General features: G+C 71.0%; 21 protein-coding genes and 1 tRNA gene. 4 read left to right on the forward strand and 18 right to left on the reverse strand.

The features are described from left to right. Window positions 1-8 precede the first annotated feature (8 nt). The gene (locus tag OG470_RS24400; protein WP_328415783.1) at window positions 9-725 is read left to right on the forward strand and encodes a YoaK family protein; all 717 of its coding nucleotides are present in this window, start codon (window positions 9-11) and stop codon (window positions 723-725) included. A 24-nt stretch (window positions 726-749) separates the two neighbouring features. Here the strand turns inward: OG470_RS24400 and OG470_RS24405 are convergent, their stop codons facing one another. The 4 genes from OG470_RS24405 to OG470_RS24420 are packed head-to-tail and all read right to left on the reverse strand — an operon-like array spanning window position 750 to window position 4,007. Further along, window positions 750-1,376 carry a response regulator transcription factor gene (locus tag OG470_RS24405; RefSeq protein ID WP_328415784.1) on the reverse strand — a complete coding sequence of 209 codons (627 nt, stop codon included), beginning with the start codon at window positions 1,374-1,376 and terminating at the stop codon, window positions 750-752. Then, window positions 1,373-2,596, reverse strand: a complete 1,224-nt coding sequence (locus tag OG470_RS24410; RefSeq protein ID WP_328415786.1) for a sensor histidine kinase — start codon at window positions 2,594-2,596, stop codon at window positions 1,373-1,375. Before OG470_RS24410 ends, OG470_RS24405 begins: the two co-directional genes overlap by 4 nt. Window positions 2,597-2,628: 32 nt before the next feature. Next, window positions 2,629-3,081 carry an ABA4-like family protein gene (locus OG470_RS24415; protein ID WP_328415788.1) on the reverse strand — a complete coding sequence of 151 codons (453 nt, stop codon included), beginning with the start codon at window positions 3,079-3,081 and terminating at the stop codon, window positions 2,629-2,631. Then, on the reverse strand, window positions 3,078-4,007 hold the full coding sequence (locus OG470_RS24420; protein ID WP_328415790.1) for a hypothetical protein: 930 nt from the start codon (window positions 4,005-4,007) through the stop codon (window positions 3,078-3,080). The genes OG470_RS24415 and OG470_RS24420 overlap by 4 nt, the downstream gene beginning before the upstream one ends. 168 nt (window positions 4,008-4,175) lie before the next feature. On the opposite strand from OG470_RS24420, the gene OG470_RS24425 reads away from it, so the two are divergent. Next, window positions 4,176-4,922 (forward strand): glyoxalase, encoded by a 747-nt coding sequence (locus OG470_RS24425; protein WP_328415792.1) that lies wholly within the window; start codon window positions 4,176-4,178, stop codon window positions 4,920-4,922. A gap of 77 nt (window positions 4,923-4,999) precedes the next feature. Here the strand turns inward: OG470_RS24425 and OG470_RS24430 are convergent, their stop codons facing one another. Then, complete coding sequence (locus OG470_RS24430) at window positions 5,000-5,353, reverse strand: hypothetical protein (RefSeq protein WP_328415793.1); 354 nt, start codon at window positions 5,351-5,353, stop codon at window positions 5,000-5,002. A 418-nt stretch (window positions 5,354-5,771) separates the two neighbouring features. After that, window positions 5,772-6,737 carry a helix-turn-helix transcriptional regulator gene (locus OG470_RS24435; protein ID WP_328415794.1) on the reverse strand — a complete coding sequence of 322 codons (966 nt, stop codon included), beginning with the start codon at window positions 6,735-6,737 and terminating at the stop codon, window positions 5,772-5,774. A gap of 61 nt (window positions 6,738-6,798) precedes the next feature. On the opposite strand from OG470_RS24435, the gene OG470_RS24440 reads away from it, so the two are divergent. Then, window positions 6,799-7,953, forward strand: coding sequence for an epoxide hydrolase family protein (locus OG470_RS24440; RefSeq protein ID WP_442930964.1), 1,155 nt, complete (start codon window positions 6,799-6,801; stop codon window positions 7,951-7,953). 254 nt (window positions 7,954-8,207) lie between these two features. Here OG470_RS24440 and OG470_RS24445 read toward each other — a convergent pair whose 3' ends face one another. From OG470_RS24445 to OG470_RS24460, 4 genes are all read right to left on the reverse strand, one after another. Then, window positions 8,208-9,737, reverse strand: a complete 1,530-nt coding sequence (locus OG470_RS24445; RefSeq protein ID WP_328415796.1) for a TROVE domain-containing protein — start codon at window positions 9,735-9,737, stop codon at window positions 8,208-8,210. A gap of 552 nt (window positions 9,738-10,289) precedes the next feature. After that, a tRNA-OTHER gene (locus OG470_RS24450) sits at window positions 10,290-10,352 on the reverse strand. A 187-nt stretch (window positions 10,353-10,539) separates the two neighbouring features. Further along, window positions 10,540-11,808, reverse strand: coding sequence for an MFS transporter (locus OG470_RS24455; RefSeq protein WP_442930965.1), 1,269 nt, complete (start codon window positions 11,806-11,808; stop codon window positions 10,540-10,542). Between the two features lie 62 nt (window positions 11,809-11,870). Beyond that, complete coding sequence (locus OG470_RS24460) at window positions 11,871-12,737, reverse strand: aldo/keto reductase (RefSeq protein WP_328415797.1); 867 nt, start codon at window positions 12,735-12,737, stop codon at window positions 11,871-11,873. A gap of 369 nt (window positions 12,738-13,106) precedes the next feature. Here OG470_RS24460 and OG470_RS24465 point away from each other — a divergent pair, with 369 nt between their 5' ends. Then, the gene (locus tag OG470_RS24465) at window positions 13,107-14,063 is read left to right on the forward strand and encodes a LysR family transcriptional regulator (RefSeq protein ID WP_328415799.1); all 957 of its coding nucleotides are present in this window, start codon (window positions 13,107-13,109) and stop codon (window positions 14,061-14,063) included. Here OG470_RS24465 and OG470_RS24470 read toward each other — a convergent pair. From OG470_RS24470 to OG470_RS24505, 8 genes are read right to left on the reverse strand one after another with little or no spacing between them, the layout of a single operon-like run. Beyond that, a complete protein-coding gene (locus tag OG470_RS24470) occupies window positions 13,988-15,226 on the reverse strand; it encodes a vWA domain-containing protein (protein ID WP_328415801.1) in 1,239 nt (412 codons plus the stop codon). The two genes, OG470_RS24465 and OG470_RS24470, sit on opposite strands and share 76 nt — an antisense overlap. After that, a complete protein-coding gene (locus tag OG470_RS24475; RefSeq protein ID WP_328415803.1) occupies window positions 15,223-16,098 on the reverse strand; it encodes an SRPBCC family protein in 876 nt (291 codons plus the stop codon). The genes OG470_RS24470 and OG470_RS24475 overlap by 4 nt, the downstream gene beginning before the upstream one ends. After that, window positions 16,095-16,964: an AAA family ATPase gene (locus OG470_RS24480; RefSeq protein WP_328415805.1), complete on the reverse strand. Its 870-nt coding sequence runs from the start codon at window positions 16,962-16,964 to the stop codon at window positions 16,095-16,097. The genes OG470_RS24475 and OG470_RS24480 overlap by 4 nt, the downstream gene beginning before the upstream one ends. Beyond that, window positions 16,961-17,536, reverse strand: coding sequence for a nucleotidyltransferase family protein (locus OG470_RS24485; protein ID WP_328415807.1), 576 nt, complete (start codon window positions 17,534-17,536; stop codon window positions 16,961-16,963). Before OG470_RS24485 ends, OG470_RS24480 begins: the two co-directional genes overlap by 4 nt. Window positions 17,537-17,539: 3 nt before the next feature. Then, window positions 17,540-18,406, reverse strand: coding sequence for an XdhC family protein (locus tag OG470_RS24490; protein WP_328415809.1), 867 nt, complete (start codon window positions 18,404-18,406; stop codon window positions 17,540-17,542). A gap of 11 nt (window positions 18,407-18,417) precedes the next feature. Continuing rightward, window positions 18,418-20,808 carry an aerobic carbon-monoxide dehydrogenase large subunit gene (locus tag OG470_RS24495; protein ID WP_328415811.1) on the reverse strand — a complete coding sequence of 797 codons (2,391 nt, stop codon included), beginning with the start codon at window positions 20,806-20,808 and terminating at the stop codon, window positions 18,418-18,420. Next, complete coding sequence (locus tag OG470_RS24500; protein ID WP_328415812.1) at window positions 20,805-21,353, reverse strand: (2Fe-2S)-binding protein; 549 nt, start codon at window positions 21,351-21,353, stop codon at window positions 20,805-20,807. The genes OG470_RS24495 and OG470_RS24500 overlap by 4 nt, the downstream gene beginning before the upstream one ends. A 2-nt stretch (window positions 21,354-21,355) precedes the next feature. Then, on the reverse strand, window positions 21,356-22,228 hold the full coding sequence (locus tag OG470_RS24505) for an FAD binding domain-containing protein (RefSeq protein ID WP_328415814.1): 873 nt from the start codon (window positions 22,226-22,228) through the stop codon (window positions 21,356-21,358). Between the last annotated feature and the right edge of the window lie 59 nt (window positions 22,229-22,287).

Raw genomic sequence — 22,287 nt, forward strand, 5'->3', positions numbered from 1 at the left:
GGCCGACAGTGTCGAGCACAGCGCCCCGCGTCATTCACCCCCGCGCCGCCGCGCAGGACAGCCAGCACCTCCTGCGGCGGCGGCAGGCCCTCGTCGTCGTGCTCACCTTCCTGACCGGAAGTGCCGACGCCATCGGCTTCCTCGCCCTCGGCGGAGCCTTCGCCAGCGTCATGACCGGCAACATGGTCCTCCTCGGACTCTCGGCGGGCCGGGGCGAGGCCGAGCTCGCCCTGACCTCCGGCTGCGCCATCGTCAGCTTCATCGTCGGCGTCCTCGCGGGCGCCCGCGTCGTCGGCTCGGCCCAGCCGGACGATCCCGTCTGGCCGCGACGGGTCACCTGGGCGCTCGTCCTGGAGCTCGTGGTGTTCGTCGTGTTCCTCGTCGTCTGGGAGATCAGCCTTCCCACCCACGACGAGCACGTCCATCTCGCGCTCCTGATGCTGTCGGCGGCGGCGCTGGGCGTGCAGAGCAGTGCGATCCAACGGTTCGGCGTACCGGGCCTGTCCTCCACGTACCTGACCGGGACCCTCACGAGTCTGATCGCCGGCGTCGCCGCGCGCAGCCCGTGGCGCAGCCTGCGGCCCAAGGCCCAGGTCCTGCTGGCCCTGATGACCGGCGCCGCGGTCGGTGCCCTGGTCGCCCTGCACCTACCGGTACTGGCGCCGGCGCTGCTGATCGTGCCGCTGGTGCTCGTCATCGCCGTGTCCTCGCGGATGAGGTCATAGCCGTCCACTGAGCGCGAACACAGGTCATGCCCCGCGGGCGAACAGGGCAAGGCGCACCCGATTGGGACTGTCGGTCTTCGTCATCAGGTTGGTGATGTGCGTCTTGACCGTGGTGACACCGATGTGGAGCCGCTCGGCGATCTCGGTGTTGGACAGGCCCTCGGCGACGAGGTTCAACACGTCCTGTTCGCGGGCGGTCAGTCCCTGCACCGGCCGCGGCGTCTCGGCACGGGCGTGCACCGCGCGCTGGACCAGGCGTTGCAGCACCTCCGGGCTGAACGGGCTGTCACCCACGGCGGCCCGGCGGATGCCGTCCAGCAGCTCGGCGGGGGGTGCGTCCTTGAGCAGAAACCCGCAGGCGCCAGCGGTCAGGGCGGGGTAGACGTGGTCGTCGTCACCGAACGTGGTCAGCACCAGGACGCGGGTGGCGGGGCGGTCGGCGAGGATGCGGCTGGTCGCGGTGATCCCGTCGACACCGGGCATACGCAGGTCCATCACGACGACGTCGGGGACGAGTCGCGCGGCGAGCGGGATCGCGTCGCGGCCACTGTCGGCCTCCCCGACCACCTCGATGTCGGGTTGGGCATCGCAGAGCATCCGCAGGCCCGCGCGGATGAGGTGCTGGTCGTCGACCAGCAGGACGCGGATCACGCCGCCTCCGGCGCGGGCGACCCGGCAGGTGCCTCGCGGTCCCGGGGCACCGACACGGCCGACGGTCCGGCGGCCGACGCGGCCGGCACGGCCGGGAGGACGGTACGCACCCGCCACCCCGTGTCGGTCGGGCCCGCCTCCAACTGGCCGCCGAGGACCTCGACGCGTTCGCGCATGCCGGTGATGCCGTGACCGCCACCCGGCGGCACCGCCGGCACCCCACCGCGCCCGTTGTCCGACACCTCCCAGTGCACGGCCCCGTCCCGGACCGCAACCACCAGGCGTGCCAGCGCGGACGTCCCGGCGTGCTTGGCCACGTTGGTCAGCGCCTCCTGGGTCAGGCGTAGCACGGCCAGGCCGCGCACCGCGTCGAGCGAACCGATCGCCGGGTCGAACTCGGCCTCCACGGTGACGCCGGCCTGGCGGGCCCGGTCGACGGTCGCACCGAGCGCCGCTGGCAGCGCCGACGGCTCGATCGCGGTCAGCGCGGCGTCACCGCGTACCCCATCGGGGTTGCGCAGGACCGCGACCAGCCGGCGCAGCTCCGCCAGGGCGGCGGTCCCCGTGCCGTGTACGTCGTCGAACACCTGGCCCACCCGGGGGTCCAGGTCGGTGAGGACGTGCCGGGCCACGCCGACCCGCAGCACCATCGACGCCACGTGGTGCGCGACGACGTCGTGCAGCTCGCGGGCGATGGCGCTCCGCTCGTCGGCACGCGCGGCGCGGCTCTCCGACTCGTGCCGGCGCTGCTCGGCCGCAGCCCGCTCCACGGCCTGCCGGCTGAGCTCCCGGTTGGTCCGGATGACCAGACCGAGCAACAGCGGTACGCCGACCTCCGGGGTCAGCCCGACGAGGCCGGAGGCGACCCGGCCGAGCGGGTCACCGATCGAGTCGGTCAGATCGACCACGGCCAGCAGCGTGGCGGCGAGCCAGATGGTGCGTCCTCGACGCACCCGCATGGTCACTTCCAGCAACGCCCAACTGGCGCCCACCTGGTTGATCGTGAAGTCGTCGATCAACGGGATCGCGATCGCTAGCAGCCCGGCCTGCACCACCAGATTGGCCAGCGGTCGACGGTGGAAGACCAGCGCCACGGCGAACGCGACCACCGCGAGGACCCACTGCGTGACCGTCGGCGTCGGCCCGGCCCGGGTGCCGAAGGCCAGGTAGCACACCCCGCTGAGGTCGAGCAGCACCATCCGCACGAGTGTGTTCCGCATGTCGAACAGCCGTCCCGCCCACCCCACGGGGGTCAGCCTAGGGGCTGCGGCGCTGGGGCGACGACCGCCGACCGTGGCCACCTGGTCCGGACCCCGAGGTAGGCGGCCAAGCCGAGCGGCCCGAGCAGGATCGTCAGCACCAGCACCGGAGCCATGACCAGCGCCGGTACCCCCCGTTCCCGGCTGTCCAGCCAGGCCCACCGCCCGACGAACAGGTCGAACGCGATCATGTGCGCCCAGCCCGCCGCCGCGCCGTCCGAGGTGCCGAGCAGATCCCGCACGCCGTCCAGGGTCGGCGACGTCACGGCCGGCAGCACCTCGCCGAAGGCCGGGATCACCAGCAGGCCGTAGATCACCACGACCGGCAGCACGATCAGCGGCGAGGAGATGATCCGGGCGGTCCACGACCAGCGCGGTAGCAGGATCATCAGCGCCCAGAACGGCGCGGCCACCGCGAACGTCAGGGTGAACAGCGTCGCGGTCATGCGGCCAGCGCCAGTTCCGGGCCGCGCCGGCGAGCCACCACCAGGCCGGTGGCGGTCGCGGTCACGACCACCAGGGCCGCGACGGCGGCCAGCGTGAGCGCGTCCGGACGCAGCAGCGGCTGACCGCGCAGGGCCTGCCAGGTCAACAACACCGTGAGTACGCCGTACGCCGCGCCCGCCACGACCACCAGCCGTGCCCGGGTGCGCTCGTCCAGCCGCCTGCCAAGGAACCGGCTCAGCAGGATCGCCAGGATCGGCAGCGCCTGGAGGGCGTGCAGCCCCACGAAGTGACCGATCCGCAGATCGCCACCGGTGGTGCTCCAGCCGACCAGTGGCAGCCCCGCCCCGCCGTCCGTGACCCCGACGCTGTGCGCCCCGCTGATCCCCTCGATCCCCGGATCCTGGGCGGGCAGCACCATCGGTACCGCCGCCAGCATGCCCAGCAGGGACAGGCCGAGCCCCCACCCGACCGCGCGGGCGGCGATCCGATCGGGGATCCGCCGTTGCAACACCACGATCCCGATGACGAAGTGTGCGAAGAACAGCACCATGATCGACGCACCCATCACGCCGAACAGGGCGGCGTTCAGCGGGGTCGTGTCGTTGAAGTGGCTGGTCGTACCGCGGATGACCTGCCCGACGATCACCACCATCTCGATCACCGATGTCGCGACGATGACCGTGGCCGCCCACTCGGCGATCCGGCTGCGGCGCGGCAGCAGCGACAGCATCCAGGCGAGGGTCGTGCCGTACACCACGAAGGACACGGCGAACTTGAACGGCTTGAGCCAGATCGGCACTCCGGTGAGGACACGCGAGTCGACGAGCATCCCGACCGCGGAGACGACGGCGAGCACCGCCATGGCGTAGACGAAAACCATCAGTGGGCGGTGCCAGTGTGCCGCCCGGCGCAGAGCGATAGTCATGCCTGTAGATGCTCCCGACCGGGCCCCGTGGCCGCGTCCGACCGCGAGCCCCGGTTGCGGCCGGAGGTCGGAGCGCCGTCTCCTCCCTGGGTAGGAGACGAAACGAGGTCGTGGCCCCTCGTCCGTGCTGGCACAATGGCCGGCCTGTCTACGGGATCGGAAGTGGCCATGACGATCAACGAAGACCGGATCCAGCCCAACGAGACCACCGTGCCGCTGCTGCACTGCGTGTCGCCGGAGGCGACCCTGGCGTTCTGGCGTGCGCTCGGGTTCGACGTGCACTACGAGCAGACCAAGCCGTACGTCTACCTGGCCTTCGGGTGGAGCGGTATCCACCTGCACTACGATCGCGCGCCGAGCGACCTGGACCCGACGGCGGAGACCAGCGGCGGCTGCCTGGTGATGGTCGACGAGGTCGCGGCGTACCACGCGGCGTTCACCGAGGCGATGCGCCGCACCTACGGCAAGGTGCTCGCCAAGGGACTGCCCAGGATCACCCGGTACCGCGCCGGCGCGTCCCGGTTCGGCATCGTCGACCCGTCGGGCAACACCATCACCTTCATCCAGCGGGACGAGCCGGCGGTGGAGTACGGCGGTTCGAAGGAGTTGCAAGGGCTGGCCCGGGTGCTCGACAACACCCGGATCCTGCGGGAGTTCAAGATGGACGACCGGGCGGCGTTCCGGGCACTCCACTCGGGGCTGCGCCGGCACGGCGACGACGCACCGGCGGTCGAACAGGCTTTGGCGCTCGCCGGGCTGATCGAGCTGTCGGTCGCGCTGGATGAGCCCGAGCGTGTGCCCAACTGGGGGAACCGCCTCCAGGCGCTGACGTTGACCGAGCAGGAGCGTACGCAGGTGGAGAAAGCCGTCGCCGATTCCACCATGCTCGGGCCTTGGCTGCCCGACGCAGGCTGACGTCCGTCGGCGACAGTCGTTTCGGTCGGGCCGGCGCAGGGAATTCTCGGGCCGGACGAAGAGGTGATGATGAGCCACTACACGCCGCTACCGACCGCCAGAGCGCGAAGGCTGCTTGCGCTGACCCTGCCGTTGCTCGGCACCGTCGCGCTGACCACCGCCTGCACCGTTGGCGAGGACCGGACCGATCCGGCCCCGTCCACCGCCCCACCGTCGACCGCGCCCGCAGCGACAGGCCAGGTGGGCCAACCGTCTCCGAGCGCGAGCACCCCGGTGACCATCCCGACGTCGGCCTTCGGTGAACTGCCACCCGAATTGCGGAAGTCCCCCCGACGGGCGACGCCCGTCGCGGACGCCCTGCCGACGCTGTGCGGCAACGAGTTCGGCACCGGAGGCCGACAGGTCACCGCGAGCGCCTCGATGACGCTCACCTACAAGACGGCCGGGGAACCAGCCAGCAACGTGCCGCAAGGCATGATCCATCAGACCATCTTCACCTTTGACGGCGACGGCGCTTCGGCCTACATGCGACGACTCCTCGGTGCTGTTCAAGCGTGTCGCTCCTACGACCAGGGTGGAAACCCCGTCAAGGTCGAGAGCCGGGCCATGCCCGGCGTCGGGGACGAGGCGTTGCTGCTGACCCGGAGGTGGGCCGAGGAGAGCCTGAACGGCGAACGCACCGGCCGCGACGCGTCCAGCCAGATCGCCGTGGCACGTGTCGACGGAGCAGTGACCGTGTTTCACGACCAGGGCTGGGAGGCACCAGCGGCAACGCCGCCATCCTGGACCGGGTCGTGCGCGACGGCGTGCAGACCATCGACGTCTGGCAGCGGTAGCCCGGTCTTTGCGCTACGAGAGAGCCGGGGACTGGATGGCGCGGTGGTACCGGTCGGCAGTCTGCCGGAGATGTTCGGCAAGCTCCGGTGCATCCTCGATACGGAAGTCGACGTCGAGAGCACCGAGGAGAAAGACCATTCCGCGGACGTTCTCGGCGCCGAAATAGAAGCGACACCTGTGCTCATCGATGGGTTCGATTCGTCCGTAGGTTGCGGCGTCCCGAGCTGCGTCCGATGTGGCCGGCGTGTGTAGCTCGACGATGGCCTGGTATGGCCAGATCTGAGCAACTCCGCGCGCGACGTACGCCGCTGCGTCGCCGCCGGGAATTTCGCGGGGCGTGAAGCGTGGCCCGGTGGAGGCCGCAGGTTGCATCCGGTCCACCCGGAAGGTGCGCCAGTCGTGGCGCTGGAGATCCCAGGCGACCAGGTACCAGCGGGGGCCCCAGGTGACGAGTTGGTGTGGCTCAGTGATCCGGGCGCTGGTGGTGCCGCCGTGGCCGGAGTAGTCGAACCGCAGAACCTGCCGGTCACGGCACGCCATGCCGATGGCGGTGAGGACCGCGGTGTCCACCGTTGGCCGGGAGCCGGGAGGTCGGACCGTGGACAGTTGCAGGGCGTTGACCTGGTGCTGTAGCCGCGAGGGTAGGACTTGTTCGAGTTTCACGAGGGCACGTAGTGCCGTCTCGCCGATGTCAGACACGCTGCTGGACGCCGCGGTGCGCAGCGCGATGCCGATGGCGACCGCCTCGCCGTCGTCGAGGAGAAGCGGGGGAAGTTGGGCGCCGGCACCGAGCCGGTAACCGCCCGCGATGCCCTTGCTCGCGTGCACCGGGTAGTCGAGATCGCGCAGCTTGTCGACGTCGCGGCGGACGGTGCGGGTAGTCACTCCGAGCCGGTCGGCGAGGTCCTGGCCGGACCAGTCACGGCGGGTCTGCAGCAGTGTCAGCAGTCGGAGCAGTCGGGCGGAGGTCTCCTTCACCACTTCAGTCTGCCACGACTATAGGACCGAAGCTGTCCGCTAGTGTTGTTAGCGTTTCCGCATGAGCAGAACGATCACTCCATACCGGATCGACGTCCCCCAGTCCGACCTTGATGACCTGCGTGCCCGGCTGTCGGCCGTGCGCTGGCCGAGCGAACTGCCCGGCGTCGGCTGGAGCCGTGGCGTTTCGCTGGACTACCTGAAGGAGTTGGCCGCCTACTGGCGTACCTCCTATGACTGGCGCAAGCACGAGGCCAAGCTGAACGAGATCCCGCAGTTCACCACCGAGATCGACGGGGAGAACGTCCACTTCCTGCACGTTTGCTCGCCCGAACCGGACGCGATGCCGCTGATCCTCACCCATGGCTGGCCGGGCTCGGTCGTGGAGTTCCTGAAAGTCGTCGGTCCGTTGACCGACCCGGCCGCGCACGGCGGCGACCCCGCAGACGCCTTCCACCTCGTCATTCCCTCGATGCCCGGGTTCGGGTTCTCCGGGCCGTCCCGGCAGACCGGCTGGAACACCGGGCGGGTAGCTGGGGCCTGGGCAGAGTTGATGAGCAGCCTGGGCTACGAGCGCTACGGCGCCCAAGGCGGCGACCTGGGCGCGCTGGTCGCCCCGGAACTGGGCCGGGCCACTGATCGGGTCGTCGGCGTGCACGTCAACGCGGCCACGTTCGGGTTCATCCCGTTCGGGACGGTGTCCGACGAGGAATGGGCCACCCTCACCGACGCGGAGCAGGCCCGGCTGGGACGACTCAAGAACTTCACGGACGACGAGAGCGGCTACTTCAAGATCCAGGCCACTCGGCCGCAGACCCTGGCGTACGGCCTGCACGACTCGCCGGTCGGGCAGCTCGCCTGGATTGTCGAGAAGTTCAAGGAGTGGACCTACCCCGCGACTGACCTGCCCGAGACGGCCGTCGACCGGGACCTGATGCTCACCAACGTGATGCTCTACTGGCTAACGGGCACCGCAGGTTCAGCCGCCCACCTGTACTACGAGAACATGCACTCCAGCACCTGGCACACCACACCCGCCACCACGCCTACCGGTGTGGCCGTGTTCGCCCAGGACATCGCGATCCGCCGGTACGCCGAGCCCGGCAACAACATCACCCACTGGTCGGAGTTCGACCGTGGTGGCCACTTCGCCGCCATGGAAGCCCCCGACCTCCTGACCGCGGACGTGCGCACGTTCTTCCGCTCGTTCCGTTAGCCGGTGGGCCCGCCACTGACAGCTTGCTCGGCCGTGCTGGCAGCGCTGGTCACCGGTGCCTACTCTCGCAGCCATGGGAGCAATCAAGCCGTGGCACCTGTTCCTCCTCACCCTCTGCTGTCTCCTTCCAACCGCGGCGGCGATCGTCGGTGGAGTCTGGGCAGCGCGTCGACGCGGCACCCGTCGCTGAACGCTCGATGAGGTGAGCGAGAGGCTGATCCGGCGGCGGGGCACGTCCAGCCCCGCCGCGCGGATCAGAAGGGCCACAGGTCGCGGGATCCGGCCTCGATGAGTGGGATCATCGCGAACGCGGCGTCGGACAGGCCGCCGAAGGTGTGCCGGTTGCCAACGGTCGGCGTGTGCCCGACCCGGTACCCGGCCAGATTCCAGGTGTACACCGGCACCTCAGCGGGCACCGCTGCGGCGACGTCGGTGGCCCCGTGCCAGTGGGCCTGCTCATCGGTGAGGATGACCACCCGGTCGTGCCGGTCGTAGTGCTGCCGTACCGCCTTCTCGGTGTCGGTTCCCATGCCGTAGAAGTAGCCGCCGTCCTTGAACCGGTGCACCGCCGCCAGTACCGACTCACCCGCCACCGCCGGGAACACCCGGCTGGCATGGGAGAACGACACCACCGTTGCCGCCTGCGCCCGGGCGGCCAGCGCGAGGCCGAACACCGTGGCGGCGTCCCAGCAGCGCAGTGTGCCGTCCTTGCTGAACGAGCTCTGCATCGAACCGGAGGTGTCGATGAGGACCAGGGTCCGTCCGTCCAGGGCGGGCACGTTCACCAGGGCGTGCTGCAACGCCTTCTCCAGCGGGTACGCCCACCGCAGGCTCGGTGTCGCGTTGTACGCCGACAGGAAGCGCATCGGCAGCACGCGCGAGGCGGAGACCTCCCCCGGGTCGGAGAGCTTGGCCGCCACCGTCTCCGCGACGGCGTCGCTGACTCCGGCCCGGTCGAAGTTGCGCAGGTTACGCAGCAGCGCGAGATAGCCCATGTTCGGGATGATCGACTCCCACGCCGCGGCGTCCATCGCGCTCTGTCGCCAGCCGGCCAGAGCCTCCCACGTCATACCGGCCGCGCCCAGCTCCGCCGGATCGGTGACCTCCCTGCGCTGCGCGACCGGCAACGCCATGAGCGCGTCCCGCGCCGCCAGCATCCGGAGCGACGCCGGCAGCGGGTTGTCCCGCTGGTGCCGCCGATCCAGCGCGTGCCGGAACAGGTCACCCTGCCGCTCGTCCGTCGCGGTGGGGTGGGTCAGGTCGATGACGTCACCGAACCGCACCGGGCTGCCGACGGAGTCGTACTTGAGCAGGCTCCGCTCGGTGTACAGCCGGACCGCCGCGTCGGCGATGCCCCGCTTCACCGGCTTGGGAAACGCCCGGCCATGGCGACCCAGCCAGTACGCCAGAGCCTCGCCCGGCTCGTCCGCACGCTGCAACGCGGCGTCCACGACCGCCCGCGACCCCGGCATCTCCGCGGCGACCTGGGCGCGGGCACCCTCCAGTGCCGCCACCACGGACGCCGAGCGCATCATCGCGCCAGCGCGCAGCCACGGCACGAAGCGGGCGAACCAGTCGGGATCGGTGACGGCGACGGCGGCGACCAGGTTCCGGAAGCGGGCGTCCCGGTCGGTGGCGCCCTCGTAGAAGGTGTCCTCCCCGACCATGTTCGACACACCGAGCAGGAACAGCTCGATGCGCGGCTCACGGGTGAAGCCGGGCGCGCCCTCGGCGGTCACCGGCCGGTGGCGGCTCTTGCGCAGCTTGATGTTGAACTTGGCCATGACGTCCCCCACGTCAGTCGGCCGGGAAGGCGCCACCGCACCACACACCCGAGATCAGAATCGGCCACGGACTAGTCCGCCGTTCTGTCCGTTGAACCATCCACCCGAAGGTGTCGGGGGACTCGAACCCCCATCTGCGGAACCCTGAAGTAACCGTTGCCTGCGCACCGGGTGTGTGGTGTGGTCGCGCTTCCCGAGATCGAGGTCGGCGACGGATGGTCCTTCACCGGGGTCCGAACCCCTCCAGATGTAACCGTCACCTGCGCACCGGGAAGTGCGGTCACGACCGTAGCGGTGGCGCCGATGCCCGGGCAACGGAGTTTGCGATCTTGTGATCGGTAGAGAGTGGTCACGCCGCACGCCCGAGATCAAAAGTGGACACGGTTTCGCGGGTTCGAACCGCGGGGCCCTTGCAGGGCCTGCACCATAGAAGTAGCCGTGTCCGTCGCACCCGGCGTGCGGCGTGAGCGCGCCTCCCGAGATCGAAGCGGCGACGGCGACCGGCCCTTGCGGGCCAAGGTGACCTGGGCCGCTGGTCGACGCCACCCGAAGTGGCGGTGGGATTCGAACCCACGTCTCCCCGTTGAGAGCGGAAGTAGCCGTTACCTGCGCACCGGGAGGTGCCCCACGACGGTAGGCCCGCACCCCCGAGCCAGCAAGCCGATTCCGTACGTCCACAACAGTCGCCGAATGAGCTGCTTGCCGACCAGATCGAACAGGGCGAAGTTGGCGGCGCAGCAGCTTCCGGTCCGGTGGCCGCTGCGCCGCCCCGGTCAACGTTCGGGAGCCGGGTCGCCGAACCCTAGACGGCCGCCGCCGTGTCCGGACGTGTTCGCTCGCCCCACCGGACGACCACCGGGGCGGCCAGCCCGACCGCGACGAAGATTCCGCCCATCAGCAACCAGCCGGGGGCGCCCCAGGCGACACAGAGCAGGCCCAGGATGGAGGGGGCGGCGACGTTCGCCAGGCCCGTGCCGAGCACGGAGACTCCGGTGTACTGCCCCTGGGCGTGCGGAGGCGCGAGTCGGAACTGCAACTCGAGCGAGCCCGCCGTGTGCCACAGCTCGCCGACGGTGTGCACGGCGACTCCGAACGTCATCACCGTGACCGCGAGCCATCCGGGCATCGTCGACGTGGCGGCGATCAGGGCCATCCCGACCAGGAACGCCAACCCGGAACGGCGCATGGCCCGACCTGCCGCTGGACTGGTGTCGATTCCCCGGCTCGCCCTGACCTGGAGCGCCGCCACGAGGGCGGTGTTGACCAGCACGGCCACCCCGATGAACCAGCGTGGCGCGTCGGTCTGCAAGATGATCCACAACGGCAGCGCGAAGACCAGTACCTGGCCCTGAGTTCCCATGATGGCGTCGAGCACGGTGACTGCCATGTAGGGCTTGTCCTTCAGTGCGATCCAGCGCCCGGTCAGGTGGGGCACCGGGATCGGTGGCAGTGAGGGCAGCCGGGTGATGATGGCGGCGCATGCCACGAAACTGATGGCGTTGCCGACGACCAGGGCCAGGTAAGCCGCGCGGGTGTCCAGTTGCACCGCGGCGCCGGCGGCGAGGGCACCGCAGCATCCGGCGAGGTTGGCGACCGAACGAAGATAGGCCCGGTACTGGGCCAGGTTTGTGCCGCCGAAGCCACGCACCAGCGGACCGCGGGACGCCCCGCCGGCTGAGTGGGCGAGCTGGGTCAGACAGATCACGGCGACGAACAGCCAGAACGTGTGGACGAAGGCGAGGGCGGCCATGGTGGCGGCTCGGATGATCAGAGTCAGCAGATAGATCTCGCGCGGGCCCCGCCGATCGGCGAGGTGCCCGATCGGGATCCCGGCGAGCAGCCCGACGAGGGCTGCGATGCCCATGCCCAGGGCGACCTGCGCGAGGGGGAGCCCGACCGAGCGGGTGAAGAAGAGCACGGCGCTGGCCATGAAGATGCCACTTCCGAGCATGTTGACGAAGGTCGCGAAGGCCAGGACGCGTCGAGGGCCGTGATCGGGGATGAGTGCTCGGGCAACGAGCCATGATCTGTTCGGCGGCGGGATGGGAATGGACGTCGTCTCTGTCGGCAAATGACGGGCCTCTCGTCGACCATCGTGGGCTCGTGGCAGGGCTGCACCCCTGCCGGGCGCCGCTACTCGAGGGTGGCCAACTCGTCCGGCGACAGGCTCAGCGCACCGGCGGCCAGGTTCTCGACCAGGTGATCGGGGTTGCCGGTGCCGGGGATGGCCAGCAGGTGCGGCCCGCGGCTGAGGGTCCAAGCGATCCGCACCTGTGCCGGCGTCGCGCCGTGTGTGCGCGCGATGGCCTCCACCGCCGCGTTGGCGGCCACGCCGCCGGCCTCACGTTTGTCGCCGGCGATGGCGAAGAACGGCACGAACGCGGCGCCCTGTTCGCCGCAGGTGCGCACGAACTGGTCGTGTATGCGGCGGGTGTCGACGCCGTACGGGTTCTGTACGCAGACCACCGGGGCGATCGCCTGCGCCTGCGCGAGGTGCTGCGGGCGAATGTTCGCCAGGCCGAGATGCCGGATGAGTCCGGCGTCACGCAGGTCGGCCAGCGCGCCGAAGTGCTCCGCGACGGAGTCCAGCCCGTGCTGGCGCAGGTTCACGACATCGAGATGGTCGCGGCCGAGCTGGCGCAGGTTCTCCTCGACCTGCCCGCGCAGCTGGTCCGGCCGGGCCAGCGGCAGCCATTCCCCCGAGGGGTCGCGGCCCGGCCCGACCTTCGTGGTGATGACCAGGTCATCGGCGTACGGCGACAGTGCCGTGTTGATCAACTCGTTCGCCGACCGGAGCGGAGTGAAGTAGAACGCCGCTGTGTCGATGTGGTTCACGCCGAGCTCGACCGCCCGGCGCAGCACGCCGATGACCCGAGCGCGGTCGCTCGCCGCGCCGCCGTTGCCCGTTATGCGCATCGCGCCGAATCCGATCCGGTTGACGGTCAGGTCTCCGAGGGAATAGGTGCCGGCGGATCTCGCAGTGATCATGTTGGTGGGCATTGGACGAACCTAGCCACCATTGCTGACCTGGGCAGTCGGTCGTCTGCCCGATACCGGTCGCGCAAGATCACTGTTAGTTTATTCATGGTGGGAAGCAGTCCGACCGGCCAGTGAGGCGACCGCCCGCAGCGACCGGCCATCCACCTTCGACCCCACGATCTACCAGCGGCGGCACACCGTCGAATGCGGAATCAACAGGCTCAAAAAGCGCGTTCCCGCAGCCGTGGACCTGGCCTGAGACCCTGTGAAGCACCGCCACTGGTTCGGGTGAACCGACTCTGGCGGAGGGGCAGCTCAGCGGGAGATGATCGTGGTTCGTCTCGATGGAGAGCCGAACCACGCGATCGGGCGGGGAGGTGGGTGACGCCGATGACCCCGACGCAGCTGCGCGCGTATGTCGCCGTGGTCCGGCTGGGGTCCGTCAAGCAGGCCGCCGCGGAGCTTCAGGTCTCCGAGTCGGCCGTGTCACTTCACGTCGCACAGCTACGCAAGGAGTTCGGGGACAAGCTGTTCACCAAGACTGCGGCGGGGCTCGCGTTCACCCCTGGCGGGCTCCGGCTGGCCAGCCGCGCGGCGGAGCTGCTGGGCCTGCAGGACCGCACGATGCTTGAGGTGAGCGGCGCGAAGCGCGGCCGGCGGCTGCTGCGGGTGGCCGCGTCCAGCCTGTTCGCCGAGTTCGCCGCGCCGGGGTTGATCGAGCTGTTCGCGAAGCGGGCCGCCGACCTCGATGTCGAGTTGAGCGTGGGCGACCCGGGCGCGTTCGAGTCGCTGTTGCTGACCCGCGCCGCGGACATCGCGATCGGGCCGCAGCCGCCGGTCGTCGATCAGGCGATCGCCTGCCGGCCGATGATGAACTACCGGCTCGTGCTCGTCGCCGGCCCGGACCATCCGCTCGCCGGCGTGCCGGCGTCCCCTGGGCAGTTGCGGGAGCAGACCTGGCTGCTCGGGCCGTCGGCGGCCACCGACCTGGGTGCGGTGCCGGGGATGCTGCGTCGGCTGGCGGTGCCCGACGACCGGCAGCAGATCTTCCAGAGCCACGCGGCGGCGCTGGGTGAGGCCAAGCGGGGCCGGGGCGTCTCACCGGCGCTCGCGTTCACCGTCGCGCCGGATCTCCGCGAGGGTCAACTCAAGCCGGTGGTGGGGCCGCACGCGACTGTTGAGGCGGTGTGGCACTCGCAGGTGCTCGCCAACCCGGGGCTGCTGTCGGCCGCCGACGAGCTGTGGCGGTTCTCGTCGACCCCGCGGGCGATTCAGGCGATGATGCGCGGCGCGGGCGTCAATGTCGGCCACTTCAAGCCGTCGGTGCACGTGACGCTCTGGAGCTGACGGGCGGCGACCAGCAGGTCCTGGAACGTGCCGGCCGGCAGCAGCCGGTCGCAGTAGGGGAGCGCGGCGGACATGCCCGCCGCCCGAGGAGCGAAGCCGGGGGCGCCGGCACGTGGGTTCAACCAGACGATCCGGTACGCGCGGCGGCGCAGCCGGGCCATCACGGTCGCCAACTCGTCGGGCGGGTCGCTGTCCCAGCCGTCCGAGCCGATCACGACCACGGCCCCGCGCACGGCGTCGGCGTGATGGGAGGTGAGCAGGGCGCGCAGGTTCGTGGCGATCCGGGTACCGCCGTACCGGTCGGTCACGGCGGCGCTGGCCTGCGCGACGGCCTCGGCGGCCGAGGTGTGTCGCAGCACCACCGTGAGCCGGGTCAGTCTTGTGGCGAACGCGAACACCTCCGCGTCGGCGACCACCGCGAACGCCCGCATCAGGTGCAGGTACGCGGTCGCCTGCGCCCGCATCGACTCGCTGACGTCGCAGAGCAGCACGACCCGGCGGGGGCGCCGCACCGGCCGCTCGCGGACGATCTCGACGGGTTCCCATCCGGTGCGCCGAGCACGGGCGATGGTCGGCCGCAGTGCGATTCGCGGTCCGGCCGAGCCGACGGCGTGTCGCCTGGTGCGCCGGGTCGGCCAGCCGGCGACGGCCGCGCGCAGAGCGTCGCCGAGCATCGTGACCTGCGCGGCGTCGAGTTCGTCGAACGGCCGGTCGGCGAGCCCGGCGAGGGCGCTGGGACGCCGCTCGGGCAGCCGCAGCGCGGTGTCGGCTTCCGTCGCCTCGGCGACGGCCGGCGGCAGAGTGGCCCACGGCAGTCCGCCGCCGGGGCCGGTGTCGTCCGTGTCGGCGGGCACCGGCACGTACACGTCGTCGTGACCCTCCGCCGGGGGCGCGGACCGCGAGGGTGGCAGCAGGGGTGGCGGGTCCGCGAAGACCGCCGTGAAGACCCGGTCGAACTTGGCGAGATCGGAGTGCCGCCGGACCAGGCTGATCCGGGCGGTCCAGTACAGCGTGGACATCGAGTCGGGCGGGCTGGCGGCGAGCGCCCGGACGAAGTCGTCGACGTCGGTGAGCCCGGCCGGGACGCCGGCGTGCCGCAGTCGGCCGGCGAGGGCCACGGCGAACGCGGCTCGGTCGATCCCGTGCAGCAGGGCCGGGCTCACCGACGCGCGACCAGCCAGGCGATCACTGCGCCGACCGCGACGAGACCGACGATCACTGGTACGAGTCGCTTGGTGATCGAACCGCCGGCGATGCTGAGCAGGTCGAGCGCCTCAGGCTCGGAGGCCGGCGTCGTCCGCGTGCCGGCGGTCGCCGACTCGACGGCCGGCGCGGCCCGGCTGGTGGCGGCCGGCGGCTCGACGGGTGCAGGCTCGGCGAGGGAGAGCTCGGCGGCCGACGGCGCTACCGGCGACGGCTCGACCGGTGCGGGCGTTACGGCAGCGGTGCCGGGCGTGGTCGCGACCGCCGCGGCGGACGCGGCCGGGACCGGCTCGGCTTCCTGCCGAGCGGCGGGCGCCGACGCGACGGGCTCGGAGTCGGACCGGGCGGCGGGCACCGGCGCGGTGCCCCCGGCGACCGGCGTCGCCTGCTCGGCCGCCAGCTTGGCCTCCAGATTGGCGACGAACTGGGCCAGCAGCTTGCCCGACACCTCCTTGATCATGCCGCTGCCGAACTGGGCCAGCTTTCCCGAGATCTTCAGGTCGGCGTCCACGCTGACCAGCGTCCGGTCGCCGTCCGGCCGCAACCGGGCGGTGACCAGCGCCGAGGCGTTCCCGGTCGACCGGGCGTCGCGGCCCTTCGCGTCGATCACCCCGTGGTACGCCGCGTCGTCCTTCTCGACGAACTGTGCCGTGCCCGCGAACTCCGAGATGACCGGCCCGACCTTGACCTTCACCCTGCCCCGGTAGACGTCGCCGTCGACTCCGGTCAGTTGGGCGCCCGGCAGGCACGGCGCGATCCCCTCAAGGTCGGTGAGCACCGCCCAGGCCCGCTCGATCGGGACGGTGACCGCGAACTCGTTGGTGATCTTCATGGCTGACTCTCCTGGTAGGCGCCGAGCGCGGCGGCGACCACGGCGCGGTCGTCGGGGGTCTTGGCGATGGTGCCGAGGGTCCGGGGGACGTCGTCGGCGGCCAGGTCGGCGGCGCCCAGCACGGAGAGCGCGGCCACCCAGTCGATGGTCTCCGCCATCCCGGGTGACTTCTCCAACTCCAGGCCGCGTACGCCGCCGATGAACTGGACCGCCGTCTGGACCAGCGGCTCGGTCGCGCCCGGTACGGCCCGGCGGACGATCTCCACGGCCCGGGTCGGCTCGGGAAAGTCGATCCAGTGGTACAGGCAGCGGCGGCGCAGCGCGTCATGCAGCTCCCGGCTGCGGTTGGAGGTGAGCACCACGATGGGCGGTGTGCGTGCGGCGAACGTGCCGAGCTCGGGGATCGTGATGCCGGCCTCGCCGAGGAATTCGAACAGCAGCGCCTCGAACTCGTCGTCGGCGCGGTCGATCTCGTCGATCAGCAGGACCGGCGGTACCGGCCCCTGATGGCGTACGGCCCGCAGGATCGGCCGTTCCTGGAGGAACTCGGCGCTGAACAGGTCCGCGTCGGTGAGCCTGGCGTGCTGCGCCTCGGCGAGCCGGATCGCCAGCAGTTGCCGCTGGTAGTTCCACTCGTAGAGCGCCTCGCCGGCGGTCAGCCCCTCGTAGCACTGCAGCCGGATCAGCGGCGTCTCCAACGCTCGGGCCAGTGCCTTGGCGGCGGCGGTCTTGCCGACACCCGGCTCGCCCTCCAGCAGCAGTGGCCGGCCGAGCCGCAGCGCCAGGAACAGGGCCATCGCCATGCCGTCGTCGACCAGGTAGTCGACGGCGTCGAGGCGGTGCCGGACGCTCAGCGCGTCCTTCATGCCTCGCCCGCCAGCAGTCGCTCGTAGTCCGCGCGGGTGTCCACGTCGATCGGCACCGGCCCGTCGGCGGGCACCTCGGTCACCGGGTAGCGGCCGGAGTGCAGCAGCTTCCAGACGGCCTTGTCGCCGTGCAGGTCGTACAGCTCGGGAAGGACCTCGCGGCCGAAGCGGAACGGATGGCCCAGCCCGTCGGCGTACCGGCACACGGCCAGCGGAGTGGCCGCCGTGGCGACCCGCCGGACGTCGGCGGCGCGTACCCCGGGCTGGTCACCGAGCAGCAGCACGAGCGCGTCGGCGCGCGGGTCCACCGCCCGCGCCGCGCTGCTGACCGATGAGCCGCAGCCGGTGCTGAACGCCGGGTTCTCGACGACCTGACACCCGGTCAGGTCCACCTGGGCGCGGATCCCGCCCGCCGCGCCGCCCAGGGTCACGAGCAGTTGGTCGAAGCCGCACGAGCGGGCCAGCTCCAGGGTCGCGTCGAGCAGCGTGCGCCCCCGGTACGGGAGCAGTTGCTTCGCCTCGCCGAGACGCACCGACGCCCCCGCGGCGAGCACCAGGCCGGTCAGGAACACGGGCTACGCCGCTGTGTAACTCGCGAGGCAGCCGGCGCAGCAGAACCAGAAGTCCTGCCCGTCGACCCGCGCGTGCGGTGTCTCCGACCCGACCAGCACGGTCATCCCGCACACCGGGTCGACGGCCTGCTGCGGCCGGGCTGCCGGCGCACCCGAGGACGGGGCCAGCCCGTCCACCCGGATCGCCCGGACCACCTCACTCATGATGGACAGGGCGATCTCCTGCGGCGTACACGCCCCGATGTCCAGTCCGGCCGGTGAGTGGACGCGGGCCCGTTCGGCGTCGGTCAACTCCAACTCGTCGAGCACGACCGCGCCGCGTCTGCCGCTGGCGACCAGCGCGACGAACCCCACGCCGGCGTCCAGTGCGGCCCGGATCGCCTCCTGCTCGCCCCGGCCGAGCCCGGCCACCACGACCGCCGTGCAGCCGGCGTCCTCATCGGAGGTGACGACGTCGAAGTCGAGGAACGCGGCGAGGGTCGCCACCGCGGCGCTGATCGGAGTGTCGCCGACCACCCGCAGTGCCGGCGGCGGCAGCATCGGCCGGAGGAAGACCTCGATCGCGCCGCCGGAGTGGCACGGGTTGACCACCACCCGCGCCCCCGGCGCCTCGGGGAACGGGGGAGTGCCGTCCGGCAGCACCCGCAGCAGTAGCGCGGTGCCGTCGCGCAGGGTGTCGAGCGCAGCCGCCCGCACCGAACTTTCGGCGCACACTCCGCCGACGAAGCCCTCGATCGAGCCGTCCGACCGGATCACGGCGGCGTCGCCCGGCCGCGCCGACGTGGGGTCCTGGGTGCGGACCACGGTGGCGTGCACGAACGGCTCCCGGGAGACGGTCAGCTCCCGGGCGCGCTCCGCGATGGTGGTCATGGTCGCCTCCCTCAGATCGGTGGACGGGCCTGGCCGCGCATCGCGTCCCAGACCCGCGACGGCGTCAGCGGCATGTCGGCGTGCCGTACGCCGAAGGGCTTCAGGGCGTCCACGACGGCGTTGACGATGGCTGGCGGCGAACCCACCGTGGCGGACTCGCCCACACCCTTCGCGCCGATCGGGTGGTGCGGCGACGGGGTGACGGTGAAGCCGGTCTCCCAGTCGGGCACCTCCAGCGACGTCGGGATCAGGTAGTCCATCAGCGACGCGCCGAGGCAGTTGCCGTCCTCGTCGAACGCGATCATCTCCATCAGCGCCATGCCGACCCCGTCGGTCAACCCGCCGTGCACCTGCCCCTCGATGATCATCGGGTTGATCCGGGTGCCGCAGTCGTCGACCGCGATGAACCGCCGCACCGTCACCTGCGCGGTGCCCGGGTCGATGTCCACCACGCAGATGTACGCGCCGTGCGGGTACGTCAGGTTGGACGGGTTGTAGCAGATCTGCGCCTCGAGCCCACCCTCGATGCCCTCGGGCAGGTCACCCGCGCCGTGCGCGCGCAGGGCGATGTCCTGGATCGTGACGGACGTGCCCGGGTCGCCCTTGACGTGGAACGCGCCCTTGTCCCACTCCAGGTCGGCCACCGACACCTCGAGCATGCCCGAGGCGATGATCCGGGCCTTGTCCCGGACCTTGCGGGCCACCAGGGCCGCCGCCGCACCCGACACGGGCGTCGAACGGCTGCCGTACGTGCCGAGGCCGAACGGGGTGTTGTCCGTGTCGCCGTGCAGCACCTCGATGTCGGCCGGCGGGATCCCGATCTCCTCGGCGACGATCTGCGCGAACGTCGTCTCGTGCCCCTGGCCCTGGGACTGCACGCTGAGCCGTACCACGGCCTTGCCGGTCGGGTGGACGCGCAGCTCGCAGCCGTCCGCCATGCCCAGCCCGAGAATGTCCATGTCCTTGCGAGGGCCGGCGCCGACCGCCTCGGTGAAGAACGCGATGCCGATGCCCATCAGCTCGCCCCGGGCCCGCTTCTCCTCCTGCTCGCGGCGCAACTCGTCGTAGCCGGCCATCTCCATCGCTAGCCGCATCGTCGGCTCGTAGTTGCCCGAGTCGTACACCCAGCCGGTCTTCGTCGTGTACGGGAACTGCTCCGGCTGGATGAAGTTCTTCAGCCGCAGCGCGGCCGGGTCCATGCCCAGCTCGTCGGCGAGGCAGTCGACGATCCGCTCGACCAGGTAGACGGCCTCGGTGATCCGGAACGAGCAGGCGTACGCCACGCCGCCGGGCGCCTTGTTGGTGTAGACCGCCGTCATCTTGCAGTAGGCGGCCTCGATGTCGTAGCTGCCGGTGAAGACCCCGAAGAAGCCGGCCGGGTACTTCACCGGCGCGGCGGTGCCGTTGAAGGCGCCGTGGTCGGCCAGCACGTTGGTGCGGATGCCGAGGATCCGGCCGTCGCGGGTCGCCGCGATCTCACCGCGCATGATGTAGTCGCGGGCGAAGCCGGTGCTGATCAGGTTCTCCGACCGGTCCTCCATCCACTTCACCGGCTTGCCGGTGACGATCGAGGCGACGATCGCGCAGACGTACCCGGGGTAGATCGGCACCTTGTTGCCGAACCCGCCGCCGATGTCCGGCGAGATCACCTGGATCTTGTGCTCGGGGATGCCCGCCACGATGGCGTAGAGGGTGCGGTGCGCGTGCGGCGCCTGGGTGGTCGACCAGAGCCGCAGCTTGCCGTCGACGGCATCGAAGTCGGCGACCGCCCCACACGTCTCCATCGGCGCCGGATGCACCCGGGGATAGACGAGATCCTGCGTCACCACGACGTCCGCGCGCGCGAACACCGCCTCCGTGGCCGCCTCGTCGCCGGTCTCCCAGTCGAAGCAGTGGTTGTTCGTTTTGTCCGCGAGGTCGTCGCGGATCAGCGGGGCACCTGGCTCCAGCGCGCGACGGGCGTCGATCACCGGGTCGAGGATGTCGTACTCGACGTCGATCAGCTCCAGCGCGTCGCGCGCCGCGTACCGGTCCTCGGCGACGACGAACGCGACCTCCTGGCCCTGGAAGCGCACCTTGTCGGTGGCGAGCACGGCCTGTACGTCGTTGGACAGGGTCGGCATCCAGGCTAGGCCCTGCTGCGCCAGCATCGCCCCGGTCACCACCGCCTTGACCCCGGGTGACGCCTCGGCGGCGCTCGTGTCGATGCTGATGATCCGGGCGTGCGCCACCGGCGACCGGAGGATCGCGAGGTGCAGCATGCCGGGCAGTTGAACGTCGTCGACGTACCGGCCGCGACCGCGGATGAACCGCGGATCCTCCTTGCGCAGCATCCGGCCGTACCCGACGGGCTTCTGGTCGTTGTCGTGGAAGGTGTCCACGCGCTCGTGCACGGTGGTCATGCGACGGCCTCCGCGGGCTGGCCGGCGTCGGCGATCTCGCCGGCTTCGGTCGATTCGGTGGTCTCGGTGACCCGGGCTGCGGCCTCCGCCTCGGCCACGGCGGCCCACCGGACCGAGCGGACGATCGTGGCGTAACCCGTGCACCGGCAGATCTGACCCGAGATCGCCTCGCGGATCTCCGTCTCGCTCGGGTCCGGGTTCCGGTCGAGCAGCGCCCGCGCGGTCATCATCATCCCCGGCGTGCAGAAGCCGCACTGCAGGCCGTGGCACTGCATGAAGCCCTGCTGGATCGGGTCGAGCTCGGCGCCCCTGGCGAGACCTTCGACGGTGCGCACCTGGTGGCCGCCGGCCATCGCGGCGAGCACCGTGCACGACTTCACCGGCTCGCCGTCCAGCCAGACCACGCAGGTGCCGCAGTTGCTGGTGTCGCAGCCCCAGTGCGTGCCGGTCAGGCCCAGCACGTCCCGCAGGAAGTGCACCAGCAGCAGCCGGGCCTCGATCTCGCGGGTGACCTCGACGTCGTTGACGGTCATCGTGACCTGCATGCTCAGCTCCTCGCCCGTTCGACGGCCCGGCGCAGGGTCCGCCTGGTCAGCTCGGCGGCCAGATGCCGCTTGTAGTCGGCGCTGCCGCGCTGGTCAGTCGCCGGGTCGCAGCTACGCGCAGCGATCGCCCCGGCCTGCTCGAACAGACTCTCCGAGGGCTCCTGGCCGCGCAGCGTCGCGGAGATCTCCGGGATGCCCGTCGTGTTCGGGCCGACCGCCGCGAGCCCGACCCGAGCGTCCACGATCGCGCCGTCGTCGAGCCACACCGCCGCGCCGGCCGACACCACGGCCCAGTCGCCGGCCCGGCGCTCGACCTTCTCGTACGCGCTGCCGCAGCCCGGCCGCACCGGCAGCCGGATCTCGACCAGGATTTCGCCGTCGGCGACGGCCGTCGCGTACGGCCCGACGTGGAACTCCTCCATGGACACGACGCGCTCCGCACCGCCCGGACCACGGATCACGCACCGCGCGTCCAGCGTCGTGCAGACCGCCGAGAGGTCCTCGGACGGGTCGGCCTGGCAGAGCGAGCCGCCCAGCGTGCCCCGGTTGCGCACCACCGGGTCGGCGATCACCCGCTCGGCGTCGGCGAAGATGGGGAACGCCGCGGCCAGCTCGGTGGAGTCGAGCAGCTCCCGATGCCGGGTGAGCGCGCCGATCCGTACCTCGTCCGGGCCTGTCTCGATGTAGCCGAGTTCGGCGTGCAGATCGTTGATGTCGATCAGGTAGTCGAAGTTGGCCAGCCGCAGCTTCATCATCGGCAGCAGGCTGTGCCCGCCGGCGATCAGGCGCGCCGTGCCGCCCAGCCGCTCCAACAGGCTGATTGCATGGTCCACACTGGTGGCTCGCTCGTACTCAAACGGTGCCGGCACCTGCATGTCGCACCTCCGCAGTCCGGGAAAATCTCATCCCGGCGCGGTCCAAAGTCAACGGCGAC

The sequence above is a fragment of the Micromonospora sp. NBC_00389 genome (assembly GCF_036059255.1).
In the GTDB taxonomy this organism is placed as follows: domain Bacteria; phylum Actinomycetota; class Actinomycetes; order Mycobacteriales; family Micromonosporaceae; genus Micromonospora.